The following is a 17,030-nucleotide window of genomic DNA, read 5'->3' as shown; positions in this document are numbered from 1 at the left end:
CACACACGCAAAGCAGCTTTGATGCCAGCAAAATAAGTTAATGTTTAACAGTGAGTTATGAGATTAAGCCAGCACTGTCTCGCGCCAAAATAAGTCGCATTGCACCAAAATGATTCATTAAACCGATAACTTGTCAGTAATTTAATCGACAATATTCAATTGCTTGAGGGGAGAAACCTATAAATGCAGCGGCTTTACCGCTATGATTAAGCTAATTTTTATCGTCCAAGTCGCAACAGGATTACGGGAATGTCAGAGTCGTTAGCCCAGTATCAAGAAGATTTACGCCGCCTTTCCGATGAGCTTATCCGCATCCAAACGCCGATTAAAATTTTAGATGCCATCAAATGGCCACGGGAAATGGAAGAGCGTTTTCTCTCCGGTAAAGGCACGGTTCTGCCAGCGATTAGCCAAGATTTTTATCAAAAAATTGCCTTGCCCTTCGATCCCGTTAAAACTCAAGCCGAGCTGCTTGACCTAAAACAAGAAATCCACCGCCGTTTAGGTAAAAAAGACAAGCTGGGTAAGATCTTAATTGCTAACGTCGATCAATATCGCTTGGTTGTCGATATGCTGGGTCATCGAGGAACACCCGTCTTTGGTCAGCTGAGCCAAGAACTCTACGGCAGCGCCAGCCACAGACTACATGGCGATCGCCACACCCTGCGCCAATTGGGCGATAAACTCAGTTATATTTTCTCATTGCCCGCCGCGCGGCATATGAATAAGCATCATCCCAAAATCATTAGTGCCCCTGAAGCCGTGAATGTGCTGAGCCAGCGATTGGAAAAATACTTCCACAGTGATGATATGCGGGTGCGCTTGAGTGACGGGATTGTGTCCGATGCTGCAGTCGGTGGCGATACGGTCAAACTCAACAGCAAAGCTATGTTCAGCGAGTCAGATCTCAATGTGTACGAAGTCCATGAAGGCTGGGTGCATGTGGGCACTACCCTCAATGGCCGTGCTCAGCCCCATGCTACTTGGCTTAGCGTCGGGTCTCCCCGCGTAGCAGCCACCCAAGAAGGGCTTGCGGTGTTACTCGAAATGCTCACCTTGAGCTCAAATCCAGGCCGAGCACGCCGTATTAGCGACCGTGTCGCTGCGGTAGATATGGCGGAAAAGGGGGCGAACTTTATTGAAGTGTTCAACTATTTTAGGGAGTTAAATCTTAGCGCTAAGGACAGTTATCGGGTCACGCAAAGGGTGTTTCGTGGCGGCATGGTCGAAGGTGGCAGCTTTTTTACCAAAGATATTTCCTATGTGCGCGGCTATGTTGAAAACATCAACTTTATCCGCAGCGCCATCACATCGGGTTTACCCGAACTGATCCCTATGCTGTTTTTAGGCAAGCTGGCCATCGAAGATATCCCTGTACTCTATCAAGCTTGCCAAGAAGGGATTCTTACACCACCTAAATATTTACCGCCGATGTTCGACAACTTCAGCGGCTTGTATGCTTGGTTTGGTTTCGCCTCAGGATTAGCCGGAATCGATCTGAAAGGGGTGCAACGTCACTTCACCCGCTTATTTAAAGACGTCCCCAGTATCGACCCAAGCCTCGAGTTACTCGACGACACTGAATTTGATAATAACTCGGACTAACACTGTAATGTGGCCCACAGAACTCAGAGCTGTGGGCAATCACTTAAGCTGTCACCCAGACTAATTTGGGTAAGGCATTTAAATCCAATATATCGCCTCGGGTAGCGATGGCCAGCGCCTTAGGTTTGGTTTTTGAGTCTTGATTCATCACAGCGACTAATCCCTGCTGGGCTTCGGGCTCACCGTGAACAAGCACCAGGGGCGGCTGCGCTTCAAAATGTCGATACCAACGTAATAACTCCGCCTGATCCGCGTGGGCCGATAAGCCTCCGACTGTATGCAATTTAGCGGCAACTTTGATGCTATTGCCATGGATAGTGAGCTCCTCGGCGCCATCGACTAAGGCGCGTCCCGGCGTACCAAGTGCTTGATAGCCGCAGATAATCACATCGCATTCTGGACGCCATAGATTGTGCTCTAAGTGACTGCGGATGCGGCCACCGTTACACATGCCGCTGCCCGCAATAATGATCAATCCTTTGTGCACATCGTTAAGGGCGATAGACTCCTCAGTCGTTTGGATAAATTCTACATTCGACAATAACGGATGTTGCCCCGGATGCTGGCGCGTAAAGCGCTTAAAATCATCATCCATTAAGGGGTAGTTATTGACATACACCCGCGTCGCCTCAATTGCCATAGGACTATCGAGGCAGACTTTCCAGCGGGAGAGATCCCACTCTTTGGCATATAAATGAAATAGATACAAAAGCTCCTGCGCACGCCCAACGGAGAAGGCAGGCAACAGAATATTGCCGTGACTCTCGGTCACCGTCTTGGCGAAAATCGCCTTTAACTCGGCCAGAGTATCGGTCCAACTACGGTGGAAACGATTACCGTAGGTGCTTTCCATTAACACTAAATCGGCGGTGTCGACTAAGGTGGGATTACGTAATATCGGCATGCCAGCGCGGCCAAGATCGCCACTAAATACCAGTTTCTTCTGCGCTTTCCCCTCACCTAACCAAAGCTCCACCAGTGCCGAGCCTAAAATATGCCCCGCATCCGATAAGCAAATATCCACATGGGGCTGCACTCGGGTGACTTGGCCATATTCAAGCGACACAAACTGAGTAATAGCCTGCTCCGCATCTTCTACGGTAAATAACGGCTCTAAAGGCTCCAACTCATGCTTCGCACGTTTTTTATTGGTTCTTTCGGTATCGCGCACCTGCAACATGGCGGCATCTTTCAGCATGATGGCACACAGCTCAGCCGTCGCTTTATGGGTAAAAATCGGCCCGGTATAGCCTGCCTTAACCAACAGAGGTAAGCGGCCCGAATGATCAATATGGGCGTGACTCAAGACAACGGCTGAAATCGCAAGGGGATCGAAGCTAAAAGGTTCGTGATTACGCAACTCATCGGCCTTGCCGCCTTGAATGAGGCCGCAATCGAGCAGCATTTGCTTACCTGCCACTGTGAGTAAGTGGCACGAGCCAGTCACTTCCTCGGTCGCGCCCAAAAACTGCAATGTCATCTGCATAACTTGCCTCCAGCATGTTTATCTCTTTTAAAGATAGACTATGCCCTTATTCCTAAAAGAAAAAGGAATAATTGGTAAAGCATGATCAAAGCCAACTTTCGATGTAAAAGCTTGGAGATCAATAACCTAACAGAGGGTACAACTGGCCCTGACGAACCGTTTTATCGGCTTGTGTCAGCGTGCCATCCCGCAGCCATTGTTCGAGTTGTTTTTGCAATATGGGTTGCACTTCGGCGGCCGTCATGCCGGCATGAATATCCGCATTGTAGAGCAGTTTCAGCAAAATATAATCCAGCCCGGTGAGTAAATCCTGCGGTGTTTTATCGTTAAAAATGGAAGGAAATACTTTCACCGAATCATTGGGTAGGCCCAACACTTGGGTGATTTCTTCCACCACGCAGGCCACCAATTTGCCATGCATTTGCGCTTGGTCGACCGGGATAACGACCCAGGCGCGCTCAATCTCACTCTGGGAATTAAGCGCAAATTTCCCCATACAAACAGAGCCATGAATATTACTGGCCGCACTTGCCCCCATAAGACGCATCACCACATCGGCCCATTGGGATTGACGGGTAAAGACTAAATGTAAGTTGGCCTCTTCGAGCGTATCCACCTTGGCAATACTGTGGCCGGTGATTTGTGCCAGATGACTTAAATGCATTTGCACTAATTGTGCATGCAACCCATTATCACTCACTTGATGCTCGACAAAGACGCGCACGGGCTGACGCCATTTCCGTACTCGATGTTTATCTTTATCGTATTCATTTTTAAGGGCTATCTCATCAAAGGCTTGAATAATATAGGCGGGATTTTTCCAATCTCGAATAGGCTTTGGCGCGAGATTTGGTTTCTCAGCCAATGCGGAATTTGAAGCAGGTGTAACCGATGCTAAGAGCGGCGAAACAGCGAATAGCGAAGCCATGCAGACAAGGCAAATAGTTCTAACGCCCGGTAAACGCTTTCGCCAGCTCAACATCTTGCTATCCTTTGACTTGTCGAGGCAGCTTGATAGAGATCAGTGCCGTTATTGCAATAAAGGCCGTCGAAATCCACAAACAGGCCACCAGTCCATAACTCTGATACACCCAGCCCGAAAGCACAGTTCCCACTAAACGCCCCATGGCATTAGCCATATAATAGAACCCAACATCGAGGGATACCGCCTCTTCACTGGCGTAACTCACAATTAAATAGCTGTGCAGTGACGAGTTAATCGCAAACAGTCCGCCAAATAACATCAGCGCCAAGATCAGACTGAGCTGTGGTGAGAAATCCAGATACAAACTGAGTGCAATTAACGCGGGAATAAAAGCTAATAAGGTCGACCAAACTAAGGCGGTATAACCATCGGGGATGCGCTGCGAAGTGCCAGCTTCCGCTTTGCTCGCACCAGTAATCTTCGGTGCTAAGGTTTGCACTATGCCGTAGCCTATCACCCAGAGCGCCAAAAAGCCGCCCACGGCCCAATGATCCCAGCCCCATTGACTCGCCAGATACACGGGCAAAGCCACCACAAACCACACATCCCTTGCGGCAAACAAAAAGAGTCGCGCCGCCGAGAGAATATTTACGCTGCGACTCTTAGAAAAAATCTCGGTAAACTTAGGTTTATTCTTCGCTTTCCCCAAGTCTTTTTTCAGCAAGACCAGACTCATTAACCACACCAGCGCAAGCACGGCCATCATGGCGGCAATCGCTATATTGAAACCCAATCCCGCCAGCAAGGCGCCACCGAGGAAAAATCCCGCCCCTTTAAGGGCATTTTTAGACCCGGTTAACAGGGCAACCCAATGGTAAAGCCTGCCCTGCTCGCCCTTTGGTACCAACAATTTAATCGCGCTTTTTGCGCTCATCTTGTTGAGATCTTTAGCAATGCCCGAAAGAGCCTGCGCCGCCATCACCCAGGGTACGCCCGCGAGCCACAGCGGTAAACTGGCAGCAGGCACCAATAACATCCCTAATGCCAACACCTGCATACCAAGGCCTAGATTCATGGTGCGATTAAGCCCCAAGCGAGCGCCGAGATAACCGCCCACCAGATTGGTCACGACACCAAAAATCTCATAGAACAAGAACAACATCGCAATCGCGAATGGCGTATAACCGAGATCGTGAAAATGCAGCACCACCAACATCCGCAGCGCACCATCGGTTAAGGTAAAACTCCAATAATTGAAGGTGATCAGCAAATATTGCCGCACGGCCGCGGGCAATTGCATCAGTTGTTCAAACAGCTTGGCAGCAGGCACAGTGCTCTCCTAACGCGGCAAATCAAGCTGGCCGACTAAGCGGGCAAGCTCTGCCGTACGATTGGCATATCCCCACTCATTGTCGTACCACACGTAGAGTTTTAGCTGAGTACCATTCACCACCATGGTCGAAAGCGCATCGACAATGCTCGAACGGGGATCGGTTTTATAATCAACCGACACTAACGGCCGCTCCTCATAACCTAAAATTCCCTTGAGTTCGCCTTCGGCGGCGCTTTGTAGCAGCGCATTCACTTCCGCTTCGGTCACGCTGCGCTCAAGCTCAAAAACACAGTCTGTAAGAGATGCGTTGGCGAGCGGCACCCTTACGGCATGGCCATTCAACTTGCCCTTAAGCTCTGGGAAAATATGGGTAATTGCCGTCGCACTGCCCGTGGTGGTGGGGATTAAACTTAACCCACAGGCACGGGCGCGGCGCAGATCCTTATGCGGTGCATCCAGAATCGTCTGGGTGTTGGTAATATCATGAATAGTGGTCATAGAACCGTGCTTGATGCCAATCTGCTCATGGATCACTTTCACCACAGGCGCAAGACAGTTGGTAGTGCAGGAAGCCGCGGTCACAATCGGATGAATCGCCGGATCGTATAACTGATGATTCACTCCCATCACCACATTTAACACACCTTCCTCTTTGACTGGCGCCGTCACTACCACCCGCTTCACGCCTTGATCTAAATAGGCTTGCAGTAAGGCTTTGGTTTTCATCACCCCTGAGGCTTCAATCACCACATCGCATCCCGACCAATCGGTCTCGGCAATCGTCTTATTACGTGTGGTGCGAATGGTTTTGTCTTGGATTTGAATACCATCCTGATTCGCCGTGACCGGATAACGCCAGCGACCGTGAACTGAATCGAACTCAAGCAAATGGGCCAAGGTAGCCGCATCCCCAGCGGGATCGTTGATCTGCACAAACTCTACATCATCCCATTCCCACGCCGCACGTAGAGCCAAACGTCCCATGCGCCCAAATCCATTAATCCCGATTTTAATTGCCATGATTTATAACTACCTAGTTAACTTACAATTTATTGATTTTTAATATTATTTATTTTAAAAACAGATTAAGTCGTAAACCAATGGCGGGTGCGATTGGCAAAGTACACTAAAGACAACATCACAGGCACTTCAACCAACACGCCCACCACGGTCGCCAGCGCGGCCCCCGAATGTAAGCCAAAGAGCGAAATCGCCACGGCCACGGCTAATTCAAAGAAGTTAGAAGAACCTATCATGCTCGCGGGCGCGGCAATCGCATGGGTCAGTTTGAGCTTTAACGCCAGCCAGTAGGTCAAGATAAAGATGCCATAGCTCTGAATAATCAATGGGATGGCGATTAATAGAATGTTCTGCGGTTGGCTAAGGATGGTCTTCGCCTGAAAACCAAACAACAGCACAACTGTCGCTAATAGCCCAATCACAGACCAAGGTTTGAGTTTAGCAAGGAGCTGTGGCACAGCTGTGGCGTCATGGCTTGCCTCGAGGCGCTTTCGAGTCAACACGCCTGCGACTAAGGGCAATAGGACATACAACACCACAGATAGCAGCAGGGTTTCCCATGGCACTTGAATATCACTCACCCCCAGCAACAATGCGGAAAGCGGCGCAAATAAAAACACCATAATGATATCGTTAACAGAGACTTGCACTAAGGTGTAGTTAGGATCGCCCTTCGTCAGTTGGCTCCAGACAAACACCATGGCGGTGCAAGGGGCGACACCAAGGAGAATCATCCCCGCGATATATTCACCCGCCGTTTGCGGGTCGACCCAATCGGCAAACACCAGTTTAAAGAATAACCAGCCGAGTAAGGCCATAGTAAAAGGTTTAATCAGCCAGTTAATGGTCAGCGTTAGCAGTAATCCCTTCGGGGTCTTACTGACATTCTTGACTGCCGAAAAGTCAATTTGCACCATCATGGGGTAGATCATCACCCAGATAAATAACGCAATAATCAAATTCACATGGGCAAATTCAATCGCCGCAACGGCAGCAAATACATTTGGTGCGAGATTACCAAGCACAACCCCAGCGAGAATACTCAAGCCAACCCAGACACTTAAATAACGTTCAAAGATCCCCATAACGACCTCTACTTATCTAATATCGAATCCATCTCTTAATTTAACAGCAAGCTTTCGCGCGTTCCGGACGAGCGCCCATGCTGCACAGGTTTTGCATACTCTCAGCTAAAAACGCGCTATTTGCCTCACAACTTTGCGCCAACACTTGCTGACACCAAGCATTAAGCTCTGGATTAATTTGATAAAACACCCATTGACCTTGGCGCCTATCGACTAAGATCCCTGCTTTTTTTAACTGCGCTAAATGCCTCGAGATCTTAGGTTGGATCTCCGACAGTGCGGCCATTAATTCACAGACGCATAGCTCCCCTTCCCGCTGAATAAGCAATAAACATTTCAGCCGAGTCTCATCGGCAAGGGCTTTAAAAAATGCGACGGGTTGCATCGAGTGCTCCCAAAATGATCAGATTACATATGGAATAAAGTATATATGAAAAAACATATATACATAATCAAAATAAATTCTGTCTATAGCCTATTTAAATTTAAGAAGGATATTGTTTGAACAAGATCACATCAGCTAAATGGATATAAAAACCATCAATTGCAAATGATAATAGTTACTATTAAAATCCGTACTAAGCTAAAAGTTATGGTGCAATATGTTGTTTTCTCTTCTCTACCACATCATCAAACCAAAGCTCTGTAATCATAAAAACATTAGGTAATTGCCAAACTCCGGAGCCAATCCATATGTCTACTAAAGGCATTTTTCGTGTATCCCTTATTCAAATCGCCATCTTAAGTGTGCTTACTCAAACAGTTTATGCCGAAGAATCCACGCCCAATATCGAACACCTCGAAGTCAAAGGTATTCGCCAACCATTTCGGGGGGATGTGCCACTGAAAGCTCAGCCACAGGCGGTAGAAAGCCTGTCGATGGAGCAAATTAGCGATGCAGGTATATCGACGCTGATGGATGCGCTGGATTTATCGAGCTCAGTCAATCGTCAAAATAATTTTGGTGGTATGTGGGATAGTTTCGCCGTGCGCGGCTTTGTGGGCGATGAAAACGTCCCCTCGGGTTATCTAGTTAATGGTTATGATGCGGGACGTGGTTTTGGTGGTACCCGTGATACTGCGAACGTAGAAAGTATCGAGATTATGAAAGGTCCAGGATCTGCTCTTTATGGCCGTGCAGAACCTGGCGGCACCATAAATATCATCACCAAAAAACCTAAACTCTTCCAAGAAGGCTATCTGCAAGCCAGTGCTGGTCGCTGGGATAATTACCGTCTTGAGGGGGATTATACTAACGCCATTACCGATGATTTAGCCTTTAGGGTTAATGGTGCAATTGAAGATAAGGGCAGTTTCCGCAATCCCGTTGATTCGGAAAAACGGATTTTAACCCCCTCTTTGCTTTGGGTAGCCAGCGATACTACGCGCCTAAGCTATGAACTGGAATATGCAAACCAAAAAGTCCCCTTCGACCGCGGGATTGTGGCTATTGATGGCGACATTAAAGCCTTACCCATTGATAGATATCTAGGTGAAGCCAGCGATGGTGCAACCCAAATAGATTTGTTAGCCCACCAATTTACCTTAGAACATGACTTTGGTAACTGGAGTTTGTTATCGGGTATTAGCTACCGCGACACAGGACTTGAAGGCTACTCAAGCGATCCAGAGCTGGTGAAAAGTCGCCAAATGCTCAACATCGACGGTGAAACCCTCAGCCGTCAACATAACTACCGTAACTTCACCTCAACTGACTTATCGGGCCGCGTTGAGCTAAGCGGCAAAGTCGAGACCGGCGATATTAGCCACCACCTTCTCATTGGCGCAGACGGTTATCACTTCCATTTCGACAAATATTGGGAGCGTTTCCGCCCAGTAGCTGGCGATACCACTTACAGCATCAATGTTTACAATCCAGTTTATGGACAAATTGCGCCCGAAGGCGCCCTGCTCTACAACCAAGTAGAGACTCAGGATAACTACGGGATCTATCTTCAGGACCAACTCGATCTCAGCGAAAATTGGAAGCTCACCTTAGGTGGCCGCTTTGACAGTTTCGAGCAAAGCATTGAAAACCATAAAAATCAGACAGAATCCAATCAAACCCAAAATGTCTTTAGTCCAAGAGCTGGTATCGTTTACGAATGGCAACCTTGGTTAAGCCTCTATGGCAGTTACTCTGAAGGTTTTCGCCCTAACACAGGTTCTGATTATCGCGGTGTCGCATTCGAACCCGAAGAGAGTAAATCCTATGAGTTAGGTACTAAGTTTGAGTTAGAAAACCTGACAGGCTCTATCGCCCTCTTCCGCGCCGAAAAGAGTAATGTGCTAACTGCAGACCCTGTGAACTCAGGTTTTTCAGCGGCACTGGGTAAAGCCGATAGTCAAGGGATTGAGCTGGATTTGGCTGCCTACCTAACAGCCAATACTCAGCTGTTGCTATCCTACGCCTATACCGATGCCAAGACTGCTAACGATATTCTCAACGCAGATTGGGGCGTGAGCATTCCCGAAGGCAGTCGTTTAATCAACATCCCAAAACACAATGGTCATCTCACGCTAAAACATGATACTTCATTGTTTGGTTCCGATGCCTCCGCGGGAGCGACATTGCTTTATGTGGGCAATCGCTTAGGTGAAACCATTGATCCAAACTACATACTGCCGGCATATACCTTAGTGAATTTATTTAGCACCTACGCGTTAAATCAGGATGTTAGTCTGCAATTTAATATCACTAACCTATTCGACGAAGTTTACTATCAAAGCTCTTATTCATCGATGTGGACTATGCCTGGCGAGCCACGCAGCTACAAAGTCAGCGTTCGTTATAATTTCTAAGCACTGCTGATCCGTTTCCAATAAAAAAGCCCCTGCATCTTCCAGGGGCTTTTTACTCGGGCTCAATTACAAACCCCGCTGCCATTCCTGTCTTAAGGGAATGCTGCGCGGCGCGTTTATCGCCTGTTTGACCTGTGTCAGTAATTTGGCCTTGTCCTTATCTAATACTCCATTTAAGACAAGGTCACTACAAGCGTGTTGCTGCAACAGCGCAACACCACCTCAGCTATTGAAGAGCATGACCTAGGACTTCATCCCTGCAGCACGAACTTTTTTGTAACGCGCCAGCAATGACTCGAAAGTTTATCCCTCTTAGCTCTTGCCCTGCACTGGGCCATAGCCACTTTCACTATGCCATGAAGACAAAAGCCAAACATCGCTAGCGAGTGACAAAAAACAGGTGTCAAAATTTAGACATTGCCATTTTTATTTGACTCACACCAATAACTGGCTGTTTCTGTATCCAAAAACATTTTCAACAATAAACTAACTGCTAAATGAATGAAAAACAGTCAAAATTCAGTCTGGTTTAACCAGTATATTTTTTGAACAATTTTATTTCTTTCATTTCAACGATATCAGCTGAAACCCTCATTTTTACTGGGTTTCAGCCTATATACATTCATTTTTCTCTATCCTAGAATGCCCCCGCGAAACAGCTCAAAAACTGTTTGCCTTGTTAAATGGAACTTATGTCCCCTAATTGAACGTTAGTGCCCATAAGTTTCACGTTTTGCCCTAAACCTGAAGAGATAAACAATGAAATACTCTGCCATGATGCTAAGCAGTTTACTGCTCACCAACACTGTCCTCGCTGCAGATATGCGTCCTTTTGAAGGCACGTTGTCCCTCGAGGTGGAAGATTTCCCGGAGCATGCCATTGAAACGTTTCGTCTCCACGGTAAACAAGGCGAAGTACATAATTTAGCCTTAGCATCGACACCTCGTTGGTTAAAACCCGGTCAAAGCGTCCGTGTGTTTGGCCATGCTAATGGCAAACAATTGCAGGTGAGTGATAGCAGCGTCAGCTTACTGCAAACCAATGAAACGACTTCTTCGGCTCAAACCGTCAACTCAGCCATCACACCTATCAGTGGCAACAGAAGCGTATTAGTGGCGGAAGTCAACTTTGCGATCAATCCGATCGTAAAACTGACTGAAGCCGAGATCCAAGATCTGTTGTTTAATCAATCTTCGGCCTTCTACGAAGAAAACTCCTATGGCGCAGTTTCCCTCTCGGGCGACACTACCAGCCCAGTTACTGTCGATGTGGATGTCTCTGTATGTAACACAGACGCCGTCGCCTTAGCCGCAGACCAAGAACTCAGTGCCCGTGGCTTTAACCTCAATAATTACGACCATGTCATGTACTTGATCCCGACTCACCCTAAGTGTACTTGGTCAGGTAAGGCCAATGTGGCAGGCAAGCGTAGTTGGATCAAACGAGTACAGTTATCCACGATTAACCATGAATTAGGGCACAACCTTGGCTTATTCCATGCCAATAAAAAGGATTGTGGTGCCGTTACCACCGCTGACAGCAGCCAATGCACTATCACTGAATATGGCGACTATCTCAGTGCAATGAGTGGTACTAATACACCTAAGCATTTCAATGCATTCCATAAGGAGCAATTAGGTTGGCTGAGTGGCGATCGCATCAAAACCGTCACAGCCGATTCTCGGGTAACCCTATCACCCGTCGAGGCTGAAGGTAACTTCCCCCTGCTGTTAAAAATTCCCAATGGCCAAGATTCTTCAGGTAACGAGCTGTTTTACTATGTTGAATATCGCCAGCCAACCGGCTTTGATAGCTCATTGGCCACCGAAGCTGCCGCTATGCTCAATGGCGTAAGATTACGCGAAGGCGCTAGCAACAATGCCGCTAGCAGCTATTTGCTTGACCCAACACCAAACAGCAGCAGCTATGATTGGGATGACATCAGCTTGGCTCCAGGACAATCCTTCGAACAACAAGGTGTCCGTATCGATGTCGTCGCATCAGACGCTTCCTCTGTCACCTTAGATGTAGTCATGCAAAACAGTACTGCTCAGTGTATCCGTGGTACTAGCAGCTTGACGGTACAAGCGGCTGTCTCACAATTGCAACAGGGGCAACAAGGTTCAGTCGATTTACTGCTCACCAACAATGACAGTAGCGCCTGCCCAGAAACCACTTACAGCCTGACAACCCAAGCCGATGCGGGTTTATACGCAAACTTAGCAAGCAACAGTGTGACACTTGCGCCACAAAGCAATCTGCATCTGACACTGTCGTTAGAAGCGCTGCAAGCAAGCGGTAGCAATACTTGGAAAGTGATTAGCAGCAACCAAACTAGCTCACAGCAAGCGGTGAGTTCAGGTAGCGTACTATTAACTGCGGCAACCAGTAATACTGCGCCACTCGCTGTGAATGATGATTTCAACGATATCAGCGCCAGCACGGTATTGAATGTGCTGGCCAATGACAGCGATTTAGATGGTGACAGCCTGTTTATCAGTGGCACCACTCAAGGACTGAATGGAAAAGTAACTGTAAACGCTAACAATACCCTGACCTATGTGCCCTCTAAGCGCTTTAAAGGCAGTGATAGCTTTAGCTACACAGTGAGTGATGGCAAACTGACCGCAGTCGCAACTGTCACTATCAGCCCTAGCACCACAAGCGGCGGCACGACGGATACCAGCACAGGTACTGGTGGCAAAGGTAAAAATAGATAATATGAGCAAATAAAAAGGGCCGTAATGACGGCCCTTTTTGCTAATACACAACTCAGTTAACTATTCTTGCACGGGTAATGGACACAAGTCGCAGCTCGCGGTATCCGAGTTACCAATTGTCGCTAAATCGCCCGTATCGACCACAGGAGAAGTCGCCCTCGCCGTTGCGGTGTTAGACAAAGTACCGTCGGCACCTGTAGGTAATGTGCTTGGGAAGTAATGGCTTTGGGTTAACTCACAAACATTTCCCCCAAAGTTACCTTCCACTTCACCCGCCGTATTGGTACACATTAGGCTGTTACCATCGCAGCTATAACCCGAGCCACAATCGTTGTTGGTCAAGCACTGTTTCGCAAAATCCAAACTGAATGTGGCATTTAAACTACTGTCCACAGAGTCGGTCAGAGAGACATCCAACGGTGCATCCCCCGTGTTACAGACGGTAATGTCGTAGTCTTTTCGCAGAGCGACCAAACCGCTGTTTTCTGCCAATGAAACGCTACAGTTTTTCACAATGGACAACATAGGACTCAACGCCAACGAATCGCAGGTTGCAGTGTAGGGATCGGCACTAATGCTAGCAGAGCCAAAGCTCACACTGGCATCGACAGTGTTAGTACCACCATTCACATCAGAGATGTAATACCCTGTATAGGTCAGCATTTCGTTAGGAGCCCAACCATCAGCACCATTAGCAAACGCGCTCAAGGCTTGGCTAATGCTAAATGCATTACCGTTGCTAGGTGTATCGTTGATGGTGACCGTTTCACCGGCACCAATGCTACCAACCCCGGTATTAGTGAGTTGCAAGGTGTAATCGATACGGAATTGATTACTGCCGGTCAGCTCTGTCGCACTACAGGTTTTCGCAATCGCAATACTACAGAGAGGGAAATCGCCGCCTAAAAAGTCCTTCAATTGGGCGGTTTCAGAACGAGACGACCGGGTTTCAATCAAGAAGCTGCTAAAACAAGGGATCTCATTCACACCCGCCGCCAAGAAGGCTTGGGTTACATTCAAACGACCTTCAAAGAAGGATTCATAGGGATAAGTGTTAGGTATGCCCGCTTTGTTTTCATAGGGCCACAAACCATTGGCCACGCCAGCAAGTTCGGAGTTTTCATTGGTAATGGCACAGGCTACGCCAGTATCACCAGCGGATAAACATTTGGCTCCGGCATCGCCAGAGGCATAGAGCAATTCCAAATGTTCAGAGACATCACCACCCGAATTCACCCAGCGCATCACTTGTACAAAGGGCACAGAGTTCGAGTCCTGAGGGTATTCCATGATGATAAATAAGTCGTTTTCTTGGTGTTGTCCGGTAAACTTATTACCTGGGCCTGGGCCGACTTTATCTTGGAAGAACCAAAATCCCATAATAGCGTCACCATTGTTGGCATAACGCTCTGCACCAAAGTAAAACACTAAGTCATCACTACCACTGCCGTTATTAATAAAATAGGCAGCTGCATATCCATTGCGCAGGTCATCCTTATCGGGTACGGCACCGTCTTTGTACCACCATTCGGTCACATCTAAGGTGTCTTTCGAGCCCCCTTTCCAAAAAATCGTTTGTGGTGGCAAGTCGGCAATCACTCCAGTGGTGACATTCGCTGTACTGCTACCTAAGTTAATCGTTTGCCAATCATCGAGTGTAGTCTGCTTGACAATATTACCATCCAGCTCGACCTTATCTACCGTAGCCTGTACACCGTATACCATCAATGTGCAGACCCAAAGTAGAAGGGTACGAAACAATAATTTGAGTTTCATAACATTCTCCTCATTTCCTGTGGACGGAATCCCGCTGCACCCACCAACCTCTGCATATGCGCATTCCGGATTGTGAACATCTGCACTAAGCAAGCCACAAGCCAAAACTTAATACATTGATATATAAGAAATTAAAATGGATGACTGGATAAGATGTGTCACAGCGGTGAAGCAGACTGTCGCAGGATAAATAGACGAACTAAGGCACCTTGATCTGACACTTTTTCAGGAGTCGATAGAAGGTCGCTCTGGAGATATTTAAGGAGCGGGCGGCGGCGGAAATATTATGTTTATGATCGCTAATGGCTTTCAGTAATACTTCAGCCTCATGCTCTGCGCGGCAGCGCGCAAGATCTTGGCTGGTACGGTTTGCCGTGAGTGAATCTAGCCCTAACAACTGCGCAGTAATAATGCAGTCATCGGTTAAAACCATAGCCCGGCGGATCCGGTTACGCAGCTCGCGCACATTGCCCGGCCAATTGTAGTGTTTCATCGCACAGCGGGCGTCGTCACTAAAATGAAACTGAGTACAGTTGTCCGAATGTTCTAACAAGAATTGTTCAGCGAGCAGCATGACCTCATCACTATACTGTCTCAAACTTGGCACATGCAGGCGTAACACATTGATACGGTGATATAAATCATCACGAAAGCGGCCTTCGTCAATCGCGGCCTCTAAATCTTGATGGGAGGCAAATAACAAACGGCAATCCACTTTTATGGGCGCATTACCGCCAATTCGCATAATGTGTTTATCATCCAAAAAGTGCAGTAAGTTGACCTGTAAGTCTAAGGGGAGATCGGCAATTTCATCTAAAAACAATGTCCCACCATGGGCCTGCTCTAAATGACCGATATACCGTTTATCGGCGTCGGTAAAGGCACCTTTCTCATGGCCAAAGAGGGTGGAATGGATAAGCCCTGTAGGCAGCGCGCCACAATTTACTGTGATAAATGGCCCTTCGTGCCTTTTAGATAAACTATGTAAAGTTTTAGCACATAGTCCTTTGCCAGAGCCCGTTTCACCGCTCAGTAATACGGTTTCATCCGACTGACTAAATTTATGCAGCCGCTGACGCAGCTGCTGCAATAAGGGATGTTCACCCTTAATGGTCGTTAAAACCTTTGCCGGCCCCTTCCCTCCTTTCGATGGCGTCAGCTGCGCCATGCCCCAAGCGTGTCCAAGGGTATCGGCAAAGCGATTCCAATCAAATGGACGATGGTAATAATCAACAAAATTAGCGGCGCTGAGCCAGCTGCAATGCTGCTCCAAGGCGCTATCGGTAACGGCAATCCAATGCAAGGAGGGATATTCGGCTTGAATAATGGCAATTTCTTTCGCCAGCGCAGTTTGGTTAGTGTCGCTGATAAACGCAATGGCGACACGCAACTCATATTTTTGCAGCAATACTAAAGCTTCGGCCGCCGACACTGCTTTTACACAGTTCCAAGCCGCTTGTTTCAGTTCTTCACTACACTCCGGCAGACATTGCTCGGGGTCGAGTACTAACAACCACCGTTTCCAACGTGTTTTTGCGGGAGCAGGCTTACCGATGTCATCCATAGGAAGGGGTGGGAGATGAGCCTATTACTAATCAAGTCTAGAAGGACAATGGCCTCCCGACAAACCTGACCAGCATGAGTTAACTGGCTTAAACGCAGTAATTGCTGACGTTAAGCAGTAAGCTTAGCGACTTGATAGGCACAAAGCATAGTATGGGATTGAAAGGATTAATAAACCGCGATGACACAATCGATAATGCAAGTTGTTGCGCGCTGCTAACACTTTGCAGTGAATAGTTTTGATCGAATAGAGATTAAGCCATCACGCCCTCCCCATAGCACTTATGATGAGCTTGCAGTATCAAATCCACCTCGAATAAATCAACAGATTAAGGTTTTTGCTACTGCAAGCCTCTGCCGCTACGCGACTTAACCAGTCAGTTAAGCAATCACTTGATGGTAAGTTTCCACATGGAAAGACTCGACTAACTCGGGCATCACCTGATGGAAATAATGCTGAATGGCATCCTTAGCGCAGTGCTCATCGAACGCGGCGATATCGACAAACTTCTCCACAAAGGTCACGCGGCGCGGCTCATCACGGCTGACGTTGAGCTCATAACGGATGCAGCCCGCTTCGCGGCGCGTATCGGGGATCAGCGAAGCGAGCGCCGCAATCAAGGCCTCGGTTTTACCTTCTTTTGCTAAAAAGCTCGCGACGCAAACGAGTTGTTGTTGATTGATTTTATAGTCCGTAACAGTAGTCATTTGATT

Annotated in this window: 12 protein-coding genes and 1 pseudogene; 3 read left to right on the top strand and 10 right to left on the bottom strand. The window is 47.7% G+C overall.

Going from position 1 to position 17,030, the window contains the following annotated elements; translation table 11 throughout:
• Window positions 1–249: 249 nt before the first annotated feature.
• Entirely contained in the window at window positions 250–1,605 is a 1,356-nt protein-coding gene (locus K0H59_RS02725) for a flavohemoglobin expression-modulating QEGLA motif protein (RefSeq protein WP_088211824.1), read from the top strand.
• A 43-nt stretch (window positions 1,606–1,648) separates the two neighbouring features.
• Here K0H59_RS02725 and K0H59_RS02720 read toward each other — a convergent pair whose 3' ends face one another.
• The 6 genes from K0H59_RS02720 to K0H59_RS02695 all read right to left on the bottom strand — a co-directional run bounded on the left by K0H59_RS02720 (window position 1,649) and on the right by K0H59_RS02695 (window position 7,839).
• Window positions 1,649–3,091, bottom strand: coding sequence for an MBL fold metallo-hydrolase RNA specificity domain-containing protein (locus K0H59_RS02720; RefSeq protein ID WP_220054592.1), 1,443 nt, complete (start codon window positions 3,089–3,091; stop codon window positions 1,649–1,651).
• Window positions 3,092–3,209: 118 nt separating this feature from the next.
• The gene (locus tag K0H59_RS02715; protein ID WP_220054591.1) at window positions 3,210–4,073 is read right to left on the bottom strand and encodes a DUF2927 domain-containing protein; all 864 of its coding nucleotides are present in this window, start codon (window positions 4,071–4,073) and stop codon (window positions 3,210–3,212) included.
• Between the two features lie 4 nt (window positions 4,074–4,077).
• Window positions 4,078–5,316, bottom strand: coding sequence for an organoarsenical effux MFS transporter ArsJ (gene arsJ / locus K0H59_RS02710; protein ID WP_408733575.1), 1,239 nt, complete (start codon window positions 5,314–5,316; stop codon window positions 4,078–4,080).
• Window positions 5,317–5,355: 39 nt separating this feature from the next.
• Window positions 5,356–6,369 (bottom strand): ArsJ-associated glyceraldehyde-3-phosphate dehydrogenase, encoded by a 1,014-nt coding sequence (locus K0H59_RS02705; RefSeq protein ID WP_220054589.1) that lies wholly within the window; start codon window positions 6,367–6,369, stop codon window positions 5,356–5,358.
• A 65-nt stretch (window positions 6,370–6,434) separates the two neighbouring features.
• The gene (gene arsB / locus K0H59_RS02700; RefSeq protein WP_220054588.1) at window positions 6,435–7,454 is read right to left on the bottom strand and encodes an ACR3 family arsenite efflux transporter; all 1,020 of its coding nucleotides are present in this window, start codon (window positions 7,452–7,454) and stop codon (window positions 6,435–6,437) included.
• 40 nt (window positions 7,455–7,494) lie between these two features.
• Window positions 7,495–7,839 (bottom strand): metalloregulator ArsR/SmtB family transcription factor, encoded by a 345-nt coding sequence (locus tag K0H59_RS02695; protein WP_011715734.1) that lies wholly within the window; start codon window positions 7,837–7,839, stop codon window positions 7,495–7,497.
• 308 nt (window positions 7,840–8,147) lie between these two features.
• Between K0H59_RS02695 and K0H59_RS02690 the strand changes: the two genes are divergently transcribed.
• Entirely contained in the window at window positions 8,148–10,256 is a 2,109-nt protein-coding gene (locus K0H59_RS02690) for a TonB-dependent siderophore receptor (RefSeq protein ID WP_220054587.1), read from the top strand.
• Window positions 10,257–10,322: 66 nt separating this feature from the next.
• On the opposite strand, the pseudogene K0H59_RS21365 reads toward K0H59_RS02690, so the two are convergent.
• Window positions 10,323–10,439: pseudogene (locus K0H59_RS21365) on the bottom strand (radical SAM protein); the annotation flags it as partial.
• A 576-nt stretch (window positions 10,440–11,015) separates the two neighbouring features.
• Between K0H59_RS21365 and K0H59_RS02685 the strand changes: the two are divergent.
• Window positions 11,016–12,977, top strand: a complete 1,962-nt coding sequence (locus K0H59_RS02685; RefSeq protein WP_220054586.1) for an Ig-like domain-containing protein — start codon at window positions 11,016–11,018, stop codon at window positions 12,975–12,977.
• A 60-nt stretch (window positions 12,978–13,037) separates the two neighbouring features.
• Here K0H59_RS02685 and K0H59_RS02680 read toward each other — a convergent pair whose 3' ends face one another.
• The 3 genes from K0H59_RS02680 to K0H59_RS02670 form a co-directional block, all read right to left on the bottom strand.
• Entirely contained in the window at window positions 13,038–14,753 is a 1,716-nt protein-coding gene (locus K0H59_RS02680) for a hypothetical protein (RefSeq protein ID WP_088211832.1), read from the bottom strand.
• Between the two features lie 199 nt (window positions 14,754–14,952).
• On the bottom strand, window positions 14,953–16,266 hold the full coding sequence (locus tag K0H59_RS02675) for a sigma-54 dependent transcriptional regulator (protein WP_254915784.1): 1,314 nt from the start codon (window positions 16,264–16,266) through the stop codon (window positions 14,953–14,955).
• A 431-nt stretch (window positions 16,267–16,697) separates the two neighbouring features.
• Window positions 16,698–17,024, bottom strand: coding sequence for a putative quinol monooxygenase (locus K0H59_RS02670; protein ID WP_011715727.1), 327 nt, complete (start codon window positions 17,022–17,024; stop codon window positions 16,698–16,700).
• Between the last annotated feature and the right edge of the window lie 6 nt (window positions 17,025–17,030).

Origin of the sequence: Shewanella sp. FJAT-51649, assembly GCF_019457435.1 — a bacterium.
Classification (GTDB): domain Bacteria; phylum Pseudomonadota; class Gammaproteobacteria; order Enterobacterales; family Shewanellaceae; genus Shewanella; species Shewanella mangrovisoli.
This window is presented reverse-complemented; position numbering and strand designations above follow the sequence as displayed.

Excerpts from the sequence above, each read along its gene's own strand:
- K0H59_RS02725 (WP_088211824.1), top strand. The coding sequence starts at position 250 with ATGTCAGAGTCGTTAGCCCAGTATCAAGAAGATTTACGCCGCCTTTCC.
- K0H59_RS02720 (WP_220054592.1), bottom strand. The coding sequence starts at position 3,091 with ATGCAGATGACATTGCAGTTTTTGGGCGCGACCGAGGAAGTGACTGGC.
- K0H59_RS02715 (WP_220054591.1), bottom strand. The coding sequence starts at position 4,073 with ATGTTGAGCTGGCGAAAGCGTTTACCGGGCGTTAGAACTATTTGCCTT.
- arsJ (WP_408733575.1), bottom strand. The coding sequence starts at position 5,316 with ATGCAATTGCCCGCGGCCGTGCGGCAATATTTGCTGATCACCTTCAAT.
- K0H59_RS02705 (WP_220054589.1), bottom strand. The coding sequence starts at position 6,369 with ATGGCAATTAAAATCGGGATTAATGGATTTGGGCGCATGGGACGTTTG.
- arsB (WP_220054588.1), bottom strand. The coding sequence starts at position 7,454 with ATGGGGATCTTTGAACGTTATTTAAGTGTCTGGGTTGGCTTGAGTATT.
- K0H59_RS02695 (WP_011715734.1), bottom strand. The coding sequence starts at position 7,839 with ATGCAACCCGTCGCATTTTTTAAAGCCCTTGCCGATGAGACTCGGCTG.
- K0H59_RS02690 (WP_220054587.1), top strand. The coding sequence starts at position 8,148 with ATGTCTACTAAAGGCATTTTTCGTGTATCCCTTATTCAAATCGCCATC.
- K0H59_RS02685 (WP_220054586.1), top strand. The coding sequence starts at position 11,016 with ATGAAATACTCTGCCATGATGCTAAGCAGTTTACTGCTCACCAACACT.
- K0H59_RS02680 (WP_088211832.1), bottom strand. The coding sequence starts at position 14,753 with ATGAAACTCAAATTATTGTTTCGTACCCTTCTACTTTGGGTCTGCACA.
- K0H59_RS02670 (WP_011715727.1), bottom strand. The coding sequence starts at position 17,024 with ATGACTACTGTTACGGACTATAAAATCAATCAACAACAACTCGTTTGC.